The organism is Rhodopseudomonas sp. BR0G17 (assembly GCF_010907025.1).
Lineage (GTDB): Bacteria > Pseudomonadota > Alphaproteobacteria > Rhizobiales > Xanthobacteraceae > Rhodopseudomonas > Rhodopseudomonas palustris_H.
The window spans coordinates 1-19903 of sequence record NZ_QUML01000026.1 but is presented as its reverse complement, the minus strand read 5'-3'; the positions used below and the strand labels follow the sequence as shown (position 1 = coordinate 19903).

The following is a 19903-nucleotide window of genomic DNA, read 5'->3' as shown; positions in this document are numbered from 1 at the left end:
CTAGACTTAGACGGTGGATGACACCGCGTCCGGCGCTGCGGCAGGCGTCGTCGCCTGCTGCTGTTGCCGTGTCTCCGGCATCAGCAGCAGGAACAGTACCAGCGCCGCGGCGGCGATGCCGGCCAGTGCAAGGAACGCGGCGCTGTAGCCGGCGCTGACCACGATCAGTCCGGCGAAGCCTGTCGACAGCGCGGCGCCGAGGCCTGCCGCGGTCGCGATCGCCCCCTGGCTGATGTTGAAATGCCCGGTGCCGTGGGTGAGGTCGGCCACCACCAGCGGAAACAGCGCGCCGAAGATGCCGGCGCCGACGCCGTCGAGCAGTTGCACTCCGACCAGCCAATACGGATTGTCGGACAGCGGATACAGTGCGCCGCGCAACGCCAGCACGGCGAGCGCAACCGCGAAGATCGGCTTGCGGCCCCAGACGTCGGCCTTGTGGCCGACCAGCGCCGCCACCGGCACCATCACCACCTGCGCGGCGACGATGCACACCGACATCAGCGTGGTGCCGAGGTTCTTGTTCACCAGCGCCAGTTTCTGTCCGACCAGCGGCAGCATCGCCGCATTGGCGAAGTGAAACAGCACGGTGGCGCCGGCGAAGATCAACAGCGGCCGGCAAGTCAGCAGCACCTTGAAGCCGGACGGCTGATCGTGATGCGCGCCCGGCTCGTGATCGTCGCCCAAGCCTCGTGCGACGTGATCGTCGATCGCCGCGGCCGGGATCGACAGCGTCGCGACGATGCTGGCGAGCGCCATCGCGGCCATCAGCCAGAACACCACGCCGGGGCCGAACCCATAGGCGAACGCGCCGGCGAGCATCGCCGCCACAGCGTTGCCGGCGTGGTTGAAGGCTTCGTTGCGTCCGGTCCTGCGGGCGAAGGCGCGCGGTCCGACGATGCCGAGCGTCAGCGCCGCCACCGCGGGCGCGAAGATCGCGCCGGCCGCAGCCGCCAGCGCCTGGGTTGCCGCCACCAGGGCGAAACTGTCCAGCCACGGCAGCACCACCGATGCCGCGGTCACAACCAGCGCTGCGGCCACGATCAGCGCGCGCTTGGCGGTGGAGCGGTCGATCAATGCTCCGGCCGGGGTCTGGGCGGCGATGCCGGCCGCCGCGGCGATCGACATCACCAGGCCGATCGACGCCTCGTTCCAGTTCTGCACCGCCAGCAGATAGATCGCCAGATACGGGCCGAGGCCGTCGCGCACGTCCGCGAGGAAGAAGTTCAGCGCGTCGAGCGGCCGCGCCAGGGGCTGGGGAGGGCTGGGCGGCACGCGAACCTCGTCGGCTGCATTGAACGGGAAAGTACAATCCGCGCCGCCACCATCGGGTTCCGCGTCCCTTGGCCAGGACCGCCGATTTGACGGGTTGACCGCGGCGGTTCGGCCGGTCAGTTTTCCAAGCAACAACTTAAGGGAGAAAACTGTTCATGAAGGCCAGATTGTTTGGTGTCGCCGCGGCTGCGGTCATTGTCCTGGCGGCGCCGCAAGCCCGCGCTCAGCAGTTCGTCAACGTGCTGACCGGCGGCACCTCCGGCGTCTACTATCCGCTCGGCGTCGCGATTGCCAAGATTTACGGCGAGAAGATCCCCAACGTCAAAGCTCAGGTGCAGGCCACCAAGGCGTCGGTCGAGAACCTCAATTTGCTGCAGCAGGGCCGCGGCGAGATCGCGTTCTCGCTGGGCGACTCGCTGAAAGCCGCCTGGGACGGCGACGCCGAGGCCGGCTTCAAGGCCAAGCTCGACAAGCTGCGGGTGATCGGCGCGATCTATCCGAACTACATCCAGATCGTCGCCACCTCCGAAAGCGGCATCAAGACGCTGGCCGACCTGAAGGGCAAGAGCCTGTCGGTCGGCGCGCCGAAATCCGGCACCGAGCTGAATTCGCGCGCGATCCTGAAGGCCGCCGGCATGGACTACAAGGATCTCGGCAAGGTCGAGTATCTGCCGTTCGCCGAATCCGTCGACCTGATGAAGAACCGCCAGCTCGCCGCCACGCTGCAGTCGGCCGGCCTCGGCGTCGCCTCGCTAAAGGACCTGTCGAATTCGTCCGACATCAACGTCGTGGCGGTGCCGAAGGAAGTGATCGCCAAGATCGGCCCGCCGTTCGTCGCCGAGACGATCCCGGCCGGCACCTATAAGGGGCAGGACAAGGACGTGCCGACCGCCGCGGTGGTCAACTATCTGGTGACCTCGAGCGCGGTGTCTGATGATCTCGCCTATCAGATGACCAAGCTGGTCTACGAATCGCTGCCCGAACTCGCCAGCGCCCACGCCGCCGGCAAGGGCATCAAGCTCGAAACCGCCGCCGCCGACAGCCCGGTCCCGCTGCACCCCGGCGCGATCAAGTATTTCAAGGAAAAGGGCGTGCTGAAGTAAGCGCGCGGTCCAACCTCGCGCGATATCGTCATGCGCGGGCTTGACCCGCGCATCCATCGCTTCCGAAGAAGATGGATGGCCGGGTCAAGCCCGGCCATGACAATGAGATAACAAGCCACACAACAAACCACGCGGCGGGAACGGTCATCGATGTTGAAGCCTGAGGTTGCGGTCGAGCCGACGCCAGCGCCGGTCCATGTCGAGTTCGACAATTTCGAGCACGGCTTTCCGGCCGGGTTCGGGCCGCGCGGCTGGCGCCATCTCGCCTATGCGGTGGCGATCGCCTTCGCCAGCTTCCAGCTCGTCATCGCGGCCTGGAACATCCTGCCGAGCCAGGTGGTGCGCGGCGTCCATGTCGGCTTCCTGCTGCTGCTGACCTTCGGGTTGATCGGTAACTTCACCGCGCGCACCGATTTCGGCCGCGCGGTGGCCTGGCTGATCGGTGCGGCCGGGTTCTTCTGCGGCCTGTATCAGTGGATCTTCTATGCCGACCTGATCCAGCGCGACGGCGATCCGACCCACCTCGATCTCGCGGTCGGCACGCTGCTGGCGGTGCTGATCTTCGAGGGCACCCGGCGGCTGATGGGGCCGGCGCTGCCGATCATGTGCGGCGTGTGTCTGCTGTACTGGTTCTTCGGGCAGTATCTGCCGGCGCCGTTCAATCACCGCGGCTACGATTTCGATCAGGTCGTCACCCATCTGTCGTTCGGCACCGAAGGTTTCTACGGCGTGCCGATCTACGTGTCGGCGACCTACATCTTCCTGTTCATCCTGTTCGGCTCGTTCCTCGAACGCGCCGGCATGATCCAGCTGTTCACCGACGTGTCGCTCGGCCTGTTCGGCCGCAGCCGCGGCGGTCCGGCCAAGGTCGCGGTGTTCGCCTCGGGCATGATGGGCACGATCTCCGGCTCCGGCGTCGCCAACGTCGTCACCGTCGGCCAGTTCACCATTCCGCTGATGATCAAGTTCGGCTACCGCCGAGCCTTTGCGGCCGGCGTCGAAGCCACCGCCTCGATGGGCGGCCAGATCATGCCGCCGGTGATGGGCGCAGTGGCGTTCATCATGGCCGAGACGCTCGGCGTCGACTACGCGGTGATCGTCAAGGCCGCGGTGATCCCGGCGATCCTGTATTTCGCTAGCGCGTTCTGGATGGTGCATCTCGAAGCCGGCAAGCACGGCCTGGTCGGGATGAAGAAGTCCGAGATCCCGAGCGCGTGGCGCGCCGCGGTCGATCGCTGGTACCTGATCCTGCCGCTGGCGGCGCTGGTGTTCATGCTGTTCGAAGGCTTCACGCCGCTCTACGCCGGCTCGATGGGCTTGGCGCTGACGGTGGCGCTGATCCTCGGCGCTTCGATCGTGCACGGTTTCTCCAACACCGTGCTGCGCTACGTGTTCTGGATCGGGCTGGCGCTGGTGGTCGGCGCGGCCTCGCATAACGGCCTCGACATCATGCGGATCGTGATCATCGTCGCCGCGCTGGTGGCGATCGCCGCGATCACCCGCGGCGGCCGCGCCACGCTGCGCGCCTGCCGGGATTCGCTCGCCGACAGCGCCAAGTCGGCGCTCACCGTCGGCATGGCCTGCGCGATCGTCGGCACCATCATTGGCATGATGACCCAGACCGGCGTCGGCACCGTCTTCGGCACCTGGGTGATCGGGCTCGGCGAGCACAGCCTGTTCCTGGCGCTGGTGATGACGATGCTGCTGTCGATCCTGCTCGGCACCGGCATCCCGACGATCCCGACCTACATCATCACCGCGGCACTGGCGGCGCCGGCGCTGGCCAATCTCGGCGTGCCGCTGATCGTCAGCCACATGTTCGCGTTCTACTACGGCATCATGGCCGACCTGTCGCCGCCGGTGGCGCTAGCGGCGCTGGCGGCGGCCCCGATCGCTCGCGAGAACCCCGACAAGATCGGCTGGGAGGCGATGCGGATCGCGCTCGCCGGCTATGTCATCCCGTTCATCGCGGTCTATTCTCCGGCCTTGATGCTGCAGCCGGGCGATCCGATGGCGGCCGAACTCGGTTTTTACGGCGCGGTCGCCTACGCCACCTTCAAGGCGCTGATCGCGATCGGCCTGTTCGGCATGGTGTCGATCGGCTTCCTGTTCACGCGAATGACGGTGATCGAACGCCTCGTCGCCTTCGCGGCCAGCATCTGTCTGCTCGGGGAATTTCCCTACAGCGACTATGTCGGCTTCACCGTCGCCGCGCTGGTGGTGGCGTGGCAATGGCGGCAGCGTCCGCGTCGCGCGGTGGCTGCGGCGTGAGCCTGTGCGTCGCGTCCGCCGGCGTCATCAAGACGCTGGCGGTCGCCGCCTTCACGTTGACCTGGACGCATTCGATCGAAAAGACCGAATGGCAGGAGGACTGGCGGGTGACGCCGCAGGGCCTCGAACTGATCACCGCCCGCGTCAAAGGCAGCGGTGCCGGCATGGAGCCGGCTCCCGAGGCGCGGCTGGTCGACGGCTGGTTTCAATGGCAGCCGCATCGGCCGCCGCTGCGCGAGGTCGTGCTCGGCAATTCCGGCCTCGCGGGTGAATGGTGGCTGTGCAGCGAAGGGAACTGCCGCAGCCTGTCCGAGATCGTTGGCCACCCCATCGGCGCGCAGCCGACCACGCTCAGCAGCTGCCCGGATTAGCCTCTCAGCGCATTGCTGCCGGTTGAATATCGCCCTCTTGATGCCGATTAATCGCTTGCGGCCACCGCCGAAGCACAGGCACACTGCGCCGCAATACAGATCGTTCGCTCGACGGGCGTTCGGCCGGAGAGGTGTCGCTAATGCAGCCGGTCGCGCACGCGAAGCGGAAATTTATTCTGTTGCTGATCAAACCGTCACATTACGACGATGACGGTTACGTCCTGCGCTGGTGGCGCGGGATCATTCCCTCGAACTCACTCGCCACGCTCTACGGCATCGCCGCCGACGTCGCCGCGCGCCAGGTGCTCGGTGCCGACGTCGAGTTCGAGATCGAGGCGATGGACGAGTTCAATACCCGGATCGATATTCCGGCGCTGCTCGAGCGCTTCGCCCGCAACGGCAATTTCGGCCTGGTGGGGCTGGTCGGGGTGCAGTCCAACCAATATCCACGCGCGCTCGATATCGCCCGGCCGTTCCGGGAAAGTGGCGTGCCGGTGGTGATGGGCGGGTTTCACGTCTCCGGTTGTCTTGCGATGCTCGACGGCAAGGCGATCGGCCTCGACGACTGCCGCGACATGGGCGTGGCGATGTTCGCCGGCGAAGCCGAGGGCGGCCGGTTCGATGGCGTGCTGCAGGATGCCGCGGCCGGGCAACTGCAGCCGGTGTATAACTTCCTCAACGACCTGCCCGGGATCGAGGGCGTGCCGGCGCCGTATCTGCCGCTCGCCACCGTGAAGCGGACGCTCGGCCTGTCGACCAGCGTCGATGCCGGGCGCGGCTGTCCGTATCAATGCTCGTTCTGCACCATCATCAACGTGCAGGGCCGCAAGTCGCGCTACCGCACGCCCGATGATATCGAGGCGATGGTGCGCCGGAACTGGGCGCAGGGCATCAGCAAGTACTTCATCACCGACGACAACTTCGCCCGCAACAAGGACTGGGAGGCGATCCTCGATCGCCTGATCCAGATCCGCGAGACCGAAGACATCCCACTCGGTTTCATGATCCAAGTCGACACCCTGTGTCACAAGATTCCGCGCTTCATCGAGAAGGCCAAGCGCGCCGGCGTGACGCGGGTATTCATCGGGCTGGAGAATATCAATCCGGCCAATCTGCTCACCGCCAACAAGCGGCAGAACAAGATCACCGAATATCGCGCGATGCTGCTGGCCTGGAAGGACCACGGCATCATCACGCTGGCGGGTTACATCCTGGGCTTCCCGGCCGATACGCCGGAATCGATCCGTACCGACATCGATATCATCAAGCGCGAACTGCCGATCGACGTCATGGAGTTTTTCTGCCTGACGCCGCTGCCGGGGTCGGAGGATCACCAGACGCTGTGGCGCGCCGGCGTTGCGATGGACCCGGATCTCAACAACTACGACGTCGAACACGTCTGCACCGCGCACCCGTTGATGTCGCGGTCCGAATGGGAAGCGATCTATCGCGAGGCGTGGAGCCGCTACTACACGCCCGACCACATCGAGACGCTGCTCCGCCGCGCGGCAGCGACCGGGATCAAGATCAGCAGCCTGGTCAAGTTGCTGGCGATCTTCTCCACCGCGATCCGGGTCGAGAATGTACATCCGCTGCAATGCGGCCTGTTCCGGCAGCGGCACCCGTCGGAGCGGCGGCCCGGCCTCGCCGCGCCGAACGCGCTGCTGTTCTGGCCGCGCTTTGCGCTCGATAGCGTACGTAAGACTGGCGCCATTCTGGCTGCGTTCGCCAAAGTCGCAGCGATCGGCATCCGCGTCGCGCGCGATCCGCAGCGACTGGCCTACACCGATCAAGCACTGACGCCGGTGTCGGACGACGATGCGGATTCGCTCGACCTCTTCACCCAGAGCGCCAGTGCCAAGCAGGCCGTCGCCCACCAGAAGAAGGTGTTTGATCTCACGCACGGGACGCCGTAATCAGCCCTCGTCGCGGGTGCCGAGTTGCCCGACGGCGAGGGCGGAGTAGGCCCGCGCCCGTGATGGCGCGGCCGTAGCGTGTAGTGGAACAACAGAATATGCCACGACTTGAAGGCAAAACCGCGCTGGTGGTCGGCGCCGGTTCGATCGGACCCGGCTGGGGCAACGGCAAAGCGACCGCGGTGACGTTCGCGCGCGAGGGCGCGCAGGTGTTCTGCGTCGATCGCAATCTCGCGGCAGCCGAGGAAACCGTCGACATCATCAAGGCCGAAGGCGGCCGCGGCATCGCGTTCGCCGCCGACGTCTCGCGCGCCGCCGACGTCGAGGCGATGGTGGCGGCCTGCGTCAAGGCGTGGGACGGCATCGACGTGCTCGACAACAATGTCGGCATTGCCGAGACCGGCGGCGTCGTCGAAGTCGCCGAAGCCGATTGGGACCGCGTATTCGCGATCAACCTGAAGAGCGCCTATCTGGCGATGAAGTACGTCGTTCCGGTGATGCAGCGGCAGGGCGGCGGATCGATCATCAACATCTCGTCGATTGCGTCGATCCGTTATCTCGGCATCTCCTATGTCAGCTACGCGGCCTCCAAGGCGGCGATGAACGCACTGACCCGCAACACCGCGGTGGAATACGCCAAAGACCATGTCCGCGTGAATGCGATCCTGCCGGGGCTGATGAAGACCCCGATGGTGGCGCATTCCGCCGGCCTTGCGGCCAGTTATTCGGGCGGTGACGTCGATGCGATGTGGCGCGCCCGCGACGCCCAGGTGCCGATGGGCCACATGGGCGAAGCCTGGGACGTCGCCAATGCCGCGCTATTCCTCGCCAGCGACGAGTCGAAATACGTCACCGGCATCGAACTGGTGGTCGACGGCGGCCTGACGCTGAAGGTGAACTGAGCGCAAGCGATTGATTGCGCTGAGCGCTTGCCTCAAGGTCGTCATTGCGAGGAGCGAAGCGACGAAGCAATCCAGCGCTGCATGCGGGGCCTCTGGATTGCTTCGCTCCGCTCGCAATGACGCTGAAAGCGGCGAGAGCGCAGCTGTATTGGACCGGGGTCTGACGATACGCCGAGGCCGTTTGCTACGAGACATTTTGATGCGCGCTGTTTTCATTGCCGCGAATTTCCTGATCGCAGCGACCCTTGCTACATCGCCCGCTTTCGCAACCGGTGGCGAGCCGCCGGACGATCCGACGGCCGATCCGGGCGCCTGCCTTGCTGCGGCGGCTAAGCCGGACGATCGCTACACCATCGCGCAGTGCAGCAAGGTGATCGACAGCCGCGAGACCGAGAAGGGCGAGCGCTGCAAGGCGCTGCTGGCGCGGGCCGCCGCTCATGCCCGGATCGGTCAAGTCGATCGGGCGATCGCCGATTACGACGACGCGCTGCGGGTCGATCCGAAGCAGCCCGATGCGCTCAATGCCCGCGGCGAGCTGTGGCGCGGCGAGGGTGACACCCGTAAGGCGCTGGCCGACTTCTCCGCTGCTCTGAAGCTGAAGCCGGATCACATCGCGGCGCGCGCCAACCACAAGGCGCTGGCGCTGGAGGTCGAGCGGGTCGGGGCCCAGCAGGCGGTCGCCGGCAAGCCGAGCTTCGACTGCCGCCGCGCCCGCAAGGCTGTGGACAAGGCGATCTGTGCCGATCCGGCGCTGGCCGATCTCGATCGCCGCATCGATGCGCTGTACCGCCGGGCGCTCCGCGACAGCGCCGGCCAGCCGGCGGCCCTGCGGGCGGTGAAGCAGGCGCACACTTCCTTCGTTGACGCGCGCGAGGCCGGCTTCGGCCGCCCCGGCTACGATCTGCGTGCCGTGCTGGAAGCACGCCTGCGGCAATTGTCGGGTGGCGGCGGCAGCTAGACGGCGGCCGCTGCCCTCCGGCGGGCGCTTGCAACCCGTTGGCAGCTCGCCACAATGCCGCGCGGGCCGGGACCGAACCAAAGGAAGCGGCTTGATTAGGAACAAAGGCGGGGTTGCATGCCGCGCCTAAAAGCCGGACATGGCGGGCAAACCGCCTGAGATCCACGGGAGCGTGACGCCATGACTATCCATGACAAGAGCCGTTACCGCGAGGTTCATGCCCGCTCGCTGGCCGACCCGGAAGGGTTCTGGGGAGAGGTCGCGCAGAGCATCGACTGGATCGAGCCGCCGAAGAAGGTGTTCGATCCCTCGCTCGGCCTGTATGGTCGCTGGTTTCCCGGCGCCAAGGTCAACACCTGCTACAACGCGCTCGACCGCCATGTCGCCGGCGGCCGCGCCGATCAGCTCGCGCTGATCCACGATTCGCCGCTGACCGGCACGGTGAGCAAGTACACCTACGCCGAGATGTTGCGCGAAGTGCAGACGCTCGCCGCGATCATGCAGGACTTCGGCGTTCAGAAGGGTGACCGCGTCATCCTGTATATGCCGATGGTGCCGGAATCGATGGTGGCGATGCTGGCCTGCGCCCGCATCGGCGCGGTGCATTCGGTAGTGTTCGGTGGCTTCGCCGCCAAGGAGCTCGCCACCCGCATCGAAGACGCCAAGCCGAAGCTGATCCTGTCGGCAAGCTGCGGTATCGAGCCGGGCCGCATCGTCAAGTACAAGCCGCTGCTCGACGAAGCGATCGAGCTCGCTTCGGTGAAGCCGGAAGCCTGTATCATCCTGAAGCGGCCGCAGCAGGATTGCGAGCTGAAGGCGGGCCGCGATCACGACTGGGCGAGCTTGCGCGAGCAGGCGATGTCCGCCGGTAAGAAGGCCGACTGCGTCGCGGTCGATGCCACCGACCCGCTCTACATCCTCTACACCTCCGGTACGACCGGTAAGCCGAAGGGCGTGGTCCGCGACAATGGCGGCCATCTCGTCGCGCTGAAATGGACGATGGAAAACCTCTACGGCATCAAGCCGGGCGAGGTGTGGTGGTGCGCCTCCGACATCGGCTGGGTGGTCGGCCACAGCTACATCATCTACGGCCCGCTGATTCACGGCGCGACTTCGATCATGTATGAAGGCAAGCCGGTCGGCACCCCGGATGCCGGCGCGTTCTGGCGGGTGATTTCCGAGCACGGCGCGGTGGCGCTGTTCACGGCGCCGACCGCGTTCCGCGCGATCCGCAAGGAAGACCCGGATGGCAGCTTCATCCGCAAATACGACCTGTCGAAGTTGCGCACGCTGTTCCTGGCCGGCGAGCGCGCCGACCCGCCGACGGTGGAGTGGGCCGAGCAGCAATTGCAGGTGCCGGTGATCGATCACTGGTGGCAGACCGAAACCGGCTGGTGCATCGCCGGCAATCCGGTTGGCCTCGGCCTGCTGCCGGTCAAGCACGGTTCGCCGACGGTGCCGATGCCCGGCTACAAGCTTGAAGTCGTCGACGAGGGCGCCAAGCCGGTGCCCGCTGGCTCGATGGGCTCGATCGTGATCAAGCTTCCGTTGCCGCCCGGCAACCTGCCGACGCTGTGGCAGCAGGACGAGCGTTGCCGCGAGAGCTACTTCGCCGACTATCCCGGCTACTACAAGACCTCCGACGCCGGCTATGTCGACGAGGACGGCTACGTCTTCGTGATGGGCCGCACCGACGACATCATCAACGTCGCCGGCCACCGGTTGTCGACCGGCGGCATGGAAGAGATCCTCGCCTCGCATCCGGACGTCGCCGAATGCGCCGTGCTCGGCATCAACGATCCGATCAAGGGCGAGGTGCCGTGCGGCCTGATCGTGCTGAAGACCGGCGTCGACCGCGACCCGGCCGAGATCGAGAAGGAGATCGTCAAGCTGGTGCGTGACAAGCTCGGCCCGGTGGCGGCGTTCAAGCTCGCGATCACCGTGCCGCGGCTGCCGAAGACTCGCTCGGGCAAGATCCTGCGCGGCACCATCAAGAAGATCGCCGACGGCGATGCCTGGACGATGCCGGCCACGATCGAAGACCCGACCGCGCTCGACGACATCTCCTCGGCGCTGAAGAGCCACAGCTGAGCCAGCTCGGAGTTGCGGACTTACAAACTCCGCAATTCGGGTTAGACAAAGCCTCGCAACGTCATTCCGGGGCGCGCGTGTGACGCGCGACCCCGGAATCCCGATGTTGTTGCCACGAGATTCCGGGTTCGCTCGCTTCGCGAGCGCCCCGGAATGACCCGTGCTCTGGGGACCTTTGATGCCGTCAACCTCGAAACGCCTGCTCGCCCTGTCCGTCGTCGCCCTCGCGCTCGCTGGCTGCGCAAGCCGCAACGATGCTCCGGCGGACATCGGCGACGACGATGCCTACTGCCGGCAGAACGGCGTGGTTGCAGGATCGTCCGAATACGTCGCGTGCCGGAAGGATCGCGACGTGCAGCGCTCCAACGCCATCACCCGTGCGAATCGCGCCCAGCGCAATCTCGGCGAGTACATGATGCGCAATCCGGAACGTCCGTAAGCCTCTGCGGCACTTGCGCTTTGTGCACGGAGTCGGGAATTTCCTGCGCGAACCGATACCGCTTTGCCCGCTGCAGGACGTGAATCTGTGACCGGAAAGTCACGCGCGTCGCAATGACGCAGCGGGCGCCTCCCGATTTGATTCAGATCAAATCTTCTTAGCCCCCGGCGGCATCTGTGCACCTTGAGCGTGGGTTTCCCGCTCACGCGACCGAGCTTCAAAAGGGGCATCTATGACCAAGTTTCTGACCGCAGTGTCGGCGCTGGCTTTGGCGGCGGCATTCAACCTCGTGTCGGCCAATGCCGACGCCGCCGATCTCGCCACCCGCCCGATCTACAAGGCGCCGGTTGTGGCGGAATCCAGCCCGTGGATGATCCGCCTGCGCGCGCTGGGCGTGGTGCCCCGGGATTCGGGCTATGTCGACCAGGTTGCCGGCTCGTCGCTCAAGACCTCCGACGCGATCGTCCCCGAGCTCGACATCACCTACTTCTTCACCAAGAACATCGCGGCCGAATTGATCCTCGGCGTCACCCGCCACAGCGTCTCGGGCGCCGGCCCCCTGACCGGCATCGACGTGGGGAAGGCTTGGCTGCTGCCGCCGACCCTGACCCTGCAGTATCACTTCACCGACTTCGGCGCGTTCAAGCCGTATGTCGGCGCCGGTGTGAACTACACCTTCTTCTTCAGCCAGAGCGCGGCCTGCTGCACCGTGATCGACAGCCACCTCAAGGACGCGTTTGCGCCGGCGGTGCAGATCGGTTTCGACTACATGATCGACCAGCATTGGGGCATCAACGTCGACGTCAAGAAGCTGTGGCTGCGCCCCGAGTGGAGCGGCACACTGGCGAACGGCACCCCGATCACCGGCAAGGTCAACCTCGATCCGTGGCTGATCGGCACCGGCATCACCTACCGGTTCTGAGCTTTTCGGCTTCAACACCAAGCGCGAGGCGGAGCGATCCGCCTCGCGCTTTTCATTTGGATGCACCCGCCGCGGCATTGCGCGAACGCCGCATTCCTGCTTTGGCTTGCGCCACCGAAACGAGGAACCGACATGAGCATCGAAGTCAGGGACTGCAACGGCGCGCTGCTCGCCGATGGCGACAACGTCTCCCTTATCAAGGACCTGAAGCTGAAGGGCTCGTCGACCGTGCTGAAGCGCGGCACGATGATCCGCGGCATTCGCCTCACCGACAGCGAAGACGAAATCGAAGGCCGCACGGACAAGATCAAGGGCCTGGTGCTGCGCACGGAGTTCTTGAAGAAGGCGTGAGGGAGCGCGCCCGGTGCAGGGCGCTTGCCACGATCGCTTAGTGCAGCGATTGACCGTCGGCACAGGCCTGGCTGTACACCATCACGGCGCGCAGCCTTTCCAATTCCGCCTCGAGATGTTCGTTGACCTGCATCAGCGCGCGCAGCGCGTCATGCAGGCTGCCGCCGTTTTCGGCGACGATCCGGTCGATCTGTTGATCCAGTCTGCTCGGCATCGGGTCACTCACTGATAGTCGACACGTCACGGAACCGAAATCCGATCTTCCGATTGGGGCGGAAGTTGCGTGCGAATACGGCGTGATTGCGATGGCAGGAAGTTGTCGCCGTTGTCCCCACGGTGACCCAAGGAAGTAACTACCTTAAAGGATGCATGCCGGGAACGGGTTAGGCGTCAGCGCGTACCGATGCGTTGGTGTCGTGGCCAGAAACCGGCAAAATGAGCCACGTCCGCCGTCCCCGTTGCGGCCGGTTGTCACCCGGCATGCGCAAGGAGAACGCCGAACCCGCGGGGGCGTTCCTAAAGCCAAAACCGGTTATGTCTCGACGTACTCCGCCAGACTGGTTGGAGCAGGGACGGGCAGGCCGTCTTCCTTCAGGCCCTCGATGTGAAACCGGATCGCTTCGCGGATCTCAATTTCGACGGCAGCGACGCTGTCGCCGGTGGCCACACAGCCGGGCAGATCAGGCACATAGGCAGAGTAGTTGCCCTCTGCTTTTTCGATCACCACCGCGTAGCGCATCAGCGCTGCTCCTTCAAACCAGCCTGTTTCAGGATACTGGCAAACGTGCCCGGAGCAAGATCGTCGGATGGTTTGCCGGCGATGGTGACCCGGCCAGGCTTCCAGGGATGCTTGAACTGCCGGTGACTTCCTCGGGTGGCGATGTGGATCCACCCGTCGGCTTCGATCAGCAGAATGACGTCTCGAACCTTCATCGGTTGGCCCCTGCCGGCTGGACCAAATTAGCCTAGATCTCGCCCCGCGACCTGCTGCTTTGGTCGCAATCCCGCGGCGTCCGCAGCCCCTTGACTCCGCACGGCCGCAGTGGTCGTCTCCGATCCATGCGCACGTTCCGCCCGACCCCGCTGCTTAGACGTCGTTGGTGGCGCACCTCCTGACCAGAGGTGGCCGTGCGATCCCGTTAATTTCCGATCGTCCTGAGGCCGCCACGCGAGGCGGCTTTCGTTTGTCCTGTGTGGCGTTCCTCCGGCAAGTTGCTTAAGAGGATGCCATGAACAGGACCGTTTTCTCGCTTCCCGCGACCAGCGACTACAAGACCGCCACGGGCCTCGCGGTGACGCGCAGCGCCCAGCCTTTCACCGGCGGTCAGGCGCTCGACGAGCTGATCGACCTGCTCGATCATCGCCGCGGCGTGATGCTGTCGTCCGGCACGACCGTGCCGGGCCGCTACGAGAGCTTCGACCTCGGCTTTGCCGATCCGCCGCTGGCGCTCACCACCCAGGCCGAGAAATTCACCATCGAGGCGCTCAATCCGCGCGGCCGGGTGCTGATTGCGTTCCTGTCCGACAAGCTTGAGGAGCCCTGCGTCGTCGTCGAGCAGGCCTGCGCCACCAAAATCAGGGGCCATATCGTCCGCGGCGAAGCGCCGGTCGATGAGGAGCAGCGCACCCGCCGCGCCAGCGCGATCTCGCTGGTGCGCGCCGTCGTCGCCGCCTTCGCCTCGCCAGCCGATCCGATGCTCGGCCTGTACGGCGCCTTCGCCTACGACCTTGTGTTCCAGTTCGAGGACCTGAAGCAGAAGCGAGCCCGTGAGGCCGACCAGCGCGACATCGTGCTGTACGTGCCGGATCGCCTGCTGGCCTATGACCGCGCCACCGGCCGCGGCGTCAGCATCTCGTATGAATTTGCCTGGAAGGGCCAGTCCACCGCCGGACTGCCGAACGAAACCGCCGAGAGCGTCTATACCCAGACCGGCCGGCAGGGCTTCGCCGATCATGCCCCGGGCGACTATCCCAAGGTGGTCGAGAAGGCCCGCGCGGCGTTCGCCCGCGGCGACCTGTTCGAGGCGGTGCCGGGCCAGCTGTTCGGCGAACCGTGTGAGCGGTCGCCGGCCGAAGTGTTCAAGCGGCTGTGCCGGATCAATCCGTCGCCCTATGGCGGCCTGCTGAATCTCGGCGACGGCGAATTCCTGGTGTCGGCCTCGCCGGAAATGTTCGTGCGTTCCGACGGCCGCCGGATCGAGACCTGCCCGATCTCCGGCACTATCGCCCGCGGCAGCGACGCGATCAGCGACGCCGAGCAGATCCAGAAGCTCCTGAACTCGGAGAAAGACGAGTTCGAGCTGAACATGTGCACCGACGTCGACCGCAACGACAAAGCGCGGGTCTGCGTGCCGGGCACGATCAAAGTTTTGGCGCGCCGCCAGATCGAGACCTATTCGAAGCTGTTCCATACCGTCGACCATGTCGAAGGCATGCTGCGGCCGGGCTTCGACGCGCTCGATGCCTTCCTCACCCACGCCTGGGCGGTGACGGTCACCGGTGCGCCGAAACTGTGGGCGATGCAGTTCGTCGAGGACAACGAGCGCAGCCCCCGCCGCTGGTACGCTGGCGCGTTCGGCGTGGTCGGCTTCGACGGCTCGATCAACACCGGCCTCACCATCCGCACCATCCGGATGAAAGACGGCCTCGCCGAAGTTCGCGTCGGCGCCACCTGCCTGTTCGATTCCGATCCGGTGGCGGAAGACAAGGAATGCCAGGTCAAAGCCGCGGCGCTGTTCCAGGCGCTGCGCGGCGATCCGGCTAAGCCGCTGTCGGCGGTAGCGCCGGATGCCACCGGCTCGGGCAAGAAGGTGCTGTTGGTCGACCACGACGACAGCTTCGTGCACATGCTGGCGGATTACTTCCGCCAGGTCGGCGCCCAGGTCACCGTGGTGCGCTATGTCCACGGCCTGAAGATGCTGGCCGAAAACGCCTACGATCTGTTGGTGCTGTCGCCCGGCCCCGGCCGGCCGGAGGACTTCAAGATCAAGGACACGATCGACGCCGCGCTTGCCAAGAATCTGCCGATCTTCGGCGTCTGCCTCGGCGTCCAGGCGATGGGCGAATATTTCGGCGGCACGCTCGGCCAGCTGGCGCAGCCGGCGCATGGCCGGCCGTCGCGGATCCAGGTGCGCGGCGGCACGCTGATGCGCGGGCTGCCCAACGAAGTCACGATCGGCCGCTACCATTCGCTGTATGTCGACATGCGCGACATGCCGAAGGATCTGACCGTCACCGCCTCCACCGACGACGGCATCGCGATGGCGATCGAGCACAAGACCCTGCCGGTCGGCGGCGTACAATTCCACCCCGAGTCGCTGATGTCGCTCGGCGGCGAGGTCGGGCTGCGGATCGTCGAAAACGCCTTCCGGCTCGGCCAGCCAGTCTAGGCCAAATGGCCTGCGGCGCCGATTGATCCAGATCGAAGGCCCGCCGGGGGAGCTCTGCTACCACCCCCGGCGGTAACTCAGCCGAATTGCCCGATTGCGCCTCCCGCCTTCCGATGACGAATTGCGCCCATCCGTAACGAAAGACCCGCGCCGATGACCCCCGAGTTTGCAAACGATTTGAAAGCCAGCGTCCGGGCGATTCCGGATTATCCCAAGCCTGGCATCATCTTCCGCGACATCACCACGCTGCTCGGCGAACCGCGGGCGTTCCGCCGGGCGATCGACGAGCTGGTGCAGCCCTGGGCGGGTTCGAAGATCGACAAGGTGGCGGGCATCGAGGCACGCGGCTTCATCATCGGCGGCGCGATCGCCCATCAGGTCTCATCAGGCTTCGTGCCGATCCGCAAGAAGGGCAAGCTGCCGCATACCTGCGTGTCGATGGAATACGCGCTGGAATACGGCACCGACATCATCGAGATCCACGTCGACGCGCTGAAGCCCGGCGAGAAGGTGATCCTGGTCGACGACCTGATCGCGACCGGCGGCACTGCCGAAGGCGCCATCAAGCTGCTCCGCCAGATCGGCGCCGAAGTCGTCGCGGCCTGTTTCGTAATCGACCTGCCGGAGCTTGGCGGCGCCGCCAAGATCCGCGCCATGGGCGTCCCGGTCCGCACCCTGGTCGCGTTCGAAGGGCATTGACTTAACCTCTCCCCGCCATGCGGGGAGAGGTCGGATTGCGCAGCAATCCGGGTGAGGGGCCAGGCACTGCATATCAGTAAGCTGCGGCATCCGCTGGAAAGCCGCAGCCCCTCACTCCAGCCCTCTCCCCGCAAGAGCGGGGCGAGGGAGCCCGCCGGCTGCAAGGCGAGATCGGGGATGAACGCTCCCGCTGCAATACTGCAAAGAAGGCTCGCCTATGGTGGCGAGGGAGCAGGTCATCTGCGGGGAAGAGCAGGTTGTCCGTGGGGCTGCGACTGCAGCGCTACCGTCCCTGCGTCAGCTCCAGCTCGAGCGCGCGGAAGGTCGTGTAGTTGGTGCGGATCCACTGGTTGAGTTCGGTGGAGGCGTCCGGCTCGGCGCGCAGGTAGCCGGTGAACGAGAAGTTCACACGGTCGATATAGGTCTTCAGGAACGGCGGCAGCCCGCGGATCCGCATCACCCGGCCGTGGGCGTACACCGCCGGCAGCTCGCCGAGCAGGATGTGCTCGTTGTCAATGGTGATCAGCTGCCGCGGCGGCACGATATCCTGCAGGTGGTCATAGGCCCGCGCCGAATTGCGGTCGGTGTCGGCGAGGAACAGCACCACCGGTGCCACCTGCCGCCGCACCGCTTCCTTGATGAAGCCGATCTCGGCGAAGGTGTCGAAGAACTCGTCGAAGGCGTGGAAGCCGAGGTCGATCACCTTGGCGAGGCCGTCGTTCAGGATCAGCCGATCCATCAGCGCCATCTTGCCGAAGGTATCGTCGACCTGCGCGGTCTCGGTGACGCGCGGCAGATAGTCGAGCAGCGACGGCTCTTTGACGTTGATGTCGAACGCCAGCACCGAGCCGCGCTGCAGCAGCAGATATTCGGTGAGCACGCGGGCGATCAGGGTCTTGCCGACGAACGGGCGCGGCGAACAGACGATGTAAACCGGAGTGCGCGACATCAGGCTGTATCGGTCGGGGAGGGCCGTCCGATATAGCCGGATTCCTCAGCGGTGCGAACTATTTCTCGCCCGGCTCGTCGGTCACCGGGGTGCCGCGGCCGTTCTTGTCCTTGCCGACGATGTCGGTCAGCTTGATCCGGTCGAACTCGCTCCAGACATTGGCGAGCCAATGCCGGACATAGCCGCGCAGCACGAAGGAGTAGTTGGCCGGCTCGCCGCTGACGCCCTTGTTGGCGACGAACTTCAGGAACGGCACCGACGACACTTCGACCTGCTCGTACGCCATTTCGTTGAGCTTCGGAATCGTCAGCTCGGTGGCGTCCTTGATGCGGTGGAAGTACGAATTGTAGGTCGCCTGGTCCCACTCGAAGAAGCTGGTGTTGTTGATGAAGTTCTTCGTCAGGAAGTACTTCGCGCCGATCATGAAGTTGGCGGTCTCGGCGATTTCGTCGAGCGAGGCGATCGACGGGCCGAGAATATGGAACACCGCGAAGGTGATCTGGCCGGAGCGCGCCGCATCGAGGAAGCCGATGTCGCGCAGAGAAGCCAGCGCCGGCGACAACAGGCCGGCGCGGACGTCGATCACGGTCACCGACGGCACCGCCGAGTTCAGCGTGTCGAAGATCTTCATCTGGTCGGCCGTCGACGTCATGTCGACGATCTCGGTGATGTCGGGATGGAAGCGCTTCAGCGTGCCGCGCGGCGACTCGGTGTCGAAGGCGCGGGTCGGGACGTTGTTGGCGCTGAAATAGTCGAGCAGGGTGCGCGACACCGTGGTTTTGCCCACGCCGCCCTTGTCTGCGCCGACGACGATCACTGCTGGCTTCGCCATGAGATTCCTTTACCGGCCGGTTCGATCCCCCACCGCGGCCGTGCCGGCCAAGGTGCAGACCTCTGCTTTGGGCGCGAACATGGCAGAAACAAGGGATAATTCAATCGGTCGGGCAATGACGCCGACGGGTCCTCAACAAAATCGTTCAGATGCGAGGCGGTGCCGCTGATTTGGGGCGGTCAGCCGCGCCGGCCCCAAGGCCCGCGCAGCAGCGATGGTTTCGGCGCCGGCGCGGGCGTGTCGCTCCAAGGTCCGTGCGTCGGCTCGGCGGAAGCTGGCGCTTCACCATCGACCGTCGAACCCTCAGGCTCGGCGGCGGTGTCATTGTCATCCTGCTCCGCCGGCAAAGCGGGCAGCGGCGGCTGGTAGTGTCCGCCGGCGAACTTCACCAGCGCGTCGACCCGGGCCTCGACCGAAGGGTGGGTGGCGAACAGATCGGAGAAGCCGGAGCGCGGATTGTCGACGCACATCTCCATCACCGCCGAGGTCGCGCCGGGCAGTTCGCCGCGGTTCTCGATCTTGCGCAGTGCGGAGATCATCGCATCCGGATTCTTGGTCAGTTCCACCGAGCCGGCGTCGGCGAGGAATTCGCGCGACCGCGACAGCGCCAGCTTCACCACCTGCGACAGCAGCCAGGCCAGCAGGATCAGCACGATCGCCAGGATCACCACGATGATCGCGCCGCCGCCGCTCTTGCGATCGCCCGACGACGAGGAGGAAGAGGACGACGACGAGCCGCCGCCCGACCAGCCGCCGCCGATCCGTACCCCGCCCTGGAAGAACAGCCGGAACATCAACTCGCCGAAGAACCCGACGACTCCGGCGATGATCACCGCGATCACCATCAACTGCACGTCGCCGTTCCTGATGTGGGTCAGCTCGTGCGCCAGCACCGCTTCGAGTTCGGCATCGTCGAGCCGCTCGACCAGCCCCGACGTCACCGTGACGGCGTATTGCTTGGGATTGAGGCCGCTGGCGAAGGCGTTCAGCGCTTCGCTGTCCATGATCTTCAGCTTCGGCATCGGAATGCCGCGCGAGATGCACAGGTTCTCGAGCAGATTGTAGAGCCGCGGCTGCTCGGCCCGCGTCACCGTATGGCCGCCGGTCACGGCGTCGATTAGCTTCTGGTGGAAGAAATAGGCGATCACGATCCACAGCGCCGCGCCGATGGTGGCGAACGGCGCCGCCTTGATCAGGTCAGCGGTGGCGGCGCGCAGATAGTCCGGCACCGTGCGTTCGCCATCGATCACCACCTCGGCGATCAGCGCGCCGGCATAGACCAGCACATACACCAGCACGAACAGACCGATCAGCAGCACGACCGACCGGGTCTTGTTGGCGGCGATGTGGGTATAGAGACCGTAGGCGGCCATGATGGGTGTCCAATCCTCGCAGCGCCGGCCTGAACCTCCCTCCCCCTTGCGGGGAGGGGTCGGGG

Annotated in this window: 19 protein-coding genes; 12 read left to right on the top strand and 7 right to left on the bottom strand. The window is 65.5% G+C overall.

The features are described from left to right. Positions 1-6: 6 nt before the first annotated feature. Entirely contained in the window at positions 7-1272 is a 1266-nt protein-coding gene (locus tag DY467_RS18420) for an MFS transporter (protein WP_164638079.1), read from the bottom strand. A 155-nt stretch (positions 1273-1427) separates the two neighbouring features. Between DY467_RS18420 and DY467_RS18415 the strand changes: the two genes are divergently transcribed. From DY467_RS18415 to DY467_RS18370, 10 genes are all read left to right on the top strand, one after another. Next, positions 1428-2375 (top strand): TAXI family TRAP transporter solute-binding subunit, encoded by a 948-nt coding sequence (locus tag DY467_RS18415; RefSeq protein WP_107346073.1) that lies wholly within the window; start codon positions 1428-1430, stop codon positions 2373-2375. Between the two features lie 150 nt (positions 2376-2525). Beyond that, on the top strand, positions 2526-4646 hold the full coding sequence (locus tag DY467_RS18410; protein ID WP_164638077.1) for a TRAP transporter permease: 2121 nt from the start codon (positions 2526-2528) through the stop codon (positions 4644-4646). Then, positions 4607-5017 carry a DUF1850 domain-containing protein gene (locus DY467_RS18405; protein ID WP_164638075.1) on the top strand — a complete coding sequence of 137 codons (411 nt, stop codon included), beginning with the start codon at positions 4607-4609 and terminating at the stop codon, positions 5015-5017. The genes DY467_RS18410 and DY467_RS18405 overlap by 40 nt, the downstream gene beginning before the upstream one ends. Before the next feature lie 140 nt (positions 5018-5157). After that, positions 5158-6933 (top strand): B12-binding domain-containing radical SAM protein, encoded by a 1776-nt coding sequence (locus tag DY467_RS18400; RefSeq protein WP_164638073.1) that lies wholly within the window; start codon positions 5158-5160, stop codon positions 6931-6933. Between the two features lie 98 nt (positions 6934-7031). After that, positions 7032-7835, top strand: a complete 804-nt coding sequence (locus DY467_RS18395) for an SDR family NAD(P)-dependent oxidoreductase (protein WP_107346069.1) — start codon at positions 7032-7034, stop codon at positions 7833-7835. 199 nt (positions 7836-8034) lie between these two features. Further along, complete coding sequence (locus tag DY467_RS18390; protein WP_164638071.1) at positions 8035-8793, top strand: tetratricopeptide repeat protein; 759 nt, start codon at positions 8035-8037, stop codon at positions 8791-8793. A gap of 180 nt (positions 8794-8973) precedes the next feature. After that, positions 8974-10884: a propionyl-CoA synthetase gene (locus DY467_RS18385; protein ID WP_164638069.1), complete on the top strand. Its 1911-nt coding sequence runs from the start codon at positions 8974-8976 to the stop codon at positions 10882-10884. Positions 10885-11062: 178 nt separating this feature from the next. Continuing rightward, positions 11063-11323 (top strand): hypothetical protein, encoded by a 261-nt coding sequence (locus tag DY467_RS18380; protein WP_164638067.1) that lies wholly within the window; start codon positions 11063-11065, stop codon positions 11321-11323. A 232-nt stretch (positions 11324-11555) separates the two neighbouring features. Further along, positions 11556-12245, top strand: a complete 690-nt coding sequence (locus DY467_RS18375) for an OmpW/AlkL family protein (RefSeq protein ID WP_164638065.1) — start codon at positions 11556-11558, stop codon at positions 12243-12245. A 132-nt stretch (positions 12246-12377) separates the two neighbouring features. Next, positions 12378-12596: an alkylphosphonate utilization protein gene (locus DY467_RS18370; RefSeq protein ID WP_011160033.1), complete on the top strand. Its 219-nt coding sequence runs from the start codon at positions 12378-12380 to the stop codon at positions 12594-12596. A gap of 37 nt (positions 12597-12633) precedes the next feature. On the opposite strand, the gene DY467_RS26245 is transcribed toward DY467_RS18370, so the two are convergent. The 3 genes from DY467_RS26245 to DY467_RS18360 all read right to left on the bottom strand — a co-directional run bounded on the left by DY467_RS26245 (position 12634) and on the right by DY467_RS18360 (position 13529). After that, positions 12634-12810 (bottom strand): hypothetical protein, encoded by a 177-nt coding sequence (locus tag DY467_RS26245; protein WP_199851773.1) that lies wholly within the window; start codon positions 12808-12810, stop codon positions 12634-12636. 318 nt (positions 12811-13128) lie between these two features. Continuing rightward, complete coding sequence (locus DY467_RS18365) at positions 13129-13335, bottom strand: type II toxin-antitoxin system HicB family antitoxin (RefSeq protein WP_164638063.1); 207 nt, start codon at positions 13333-13335, stop codon at positions 13129-13131. Continuing rightward, positions 13335-13529, bottom strand: a complete 195-nt coding sequence (locus tag DY467_RS18360) for a type II toxin-antitoxin system HicA family toxin (protein WP_107346063.1) — start codon at positions 13527-13529, stop codon at positions 13335-13337. The genes DY467_RS18365 and DY467_RS18360 overlap by 1 nt, the downstream gene beginning before the upstream one ends. 296 nt (positions 13530-13825) lie before the next feature. On the opposite strand from DY467_RS18360, the gene DY467_RS18355 reads away from it, so the two are divergent. Both DY467_RS18355 and DY467_RS18350 read left to right on the top strand, forming a co-directional pair. Next, the gene (locus tag DY467_RS18355; RefSeq protein WP_164638061.1) at positions 13826-15985 is read left to right on the top strand and encodes an anthranilate synthase component I; all 2160 of its coding nucleotides are present in this window, start codon (positions 13826-13828) and stop codon (positions 15983-15985) included. Between the two features lie 153 nt (positions 15986-16138). Beyond that, positions 16139-16684, top strand: a complete 546-nt coding sequence (locus DY467_RS18350) for an adenine phosphoribosyltransferase (protein WP_107346061.1) — start codon at positions 16139-16141, stop codon at positions 16682-16684. A gap of 283 nt (positions 16685-16967) precedes the next feature. On the opposite strand, the gene DY467_RS18345 is transcribed toward DY467_RS18350, so the two are convergent. The 3 genes from DY467_RS18345 to DY467_RS18335 all read right to left on the bottom strand — a co-directional run bounded on the left by DY467_RS18345 (position 16968) and on the right by DY467_RS18335 (position 19838). Then, positions 16968-17633, bottom strand: coding sequence for a hypothetical protein (locus DY467_RS18345; protein ID WP_107346060.1), 666 nt, complete (start codon positions 17631-17633; stop codon positions 16968-16970). A 58-nt stretch (positions 17634-17691) separates the two neighbouring features. Further along, complete coding sequence (locus DY467_RS18340; RefSeq protein WP_011160028.1) at positions 17692-18465, bottom strand: P-loop NTPase family protein; 774 nt, start codon at positions 18463-18465, stop codon at positions 17692-17694. Positions 18466-18644: 179 nt separating this feature from the next. After that, on the bottom strand, positions 18645-19838 hold the full coding sequence (locus tag DY467_RS18335) for a M48 family metallopeptidase (RefSeq protein ID WP_164638059.1): 1194 nt from the start codon (positions 19836-19838) through the stop codon (positions 18645-18647). Positions 19839-19903 lie beyond the last annotated feature (65 nt).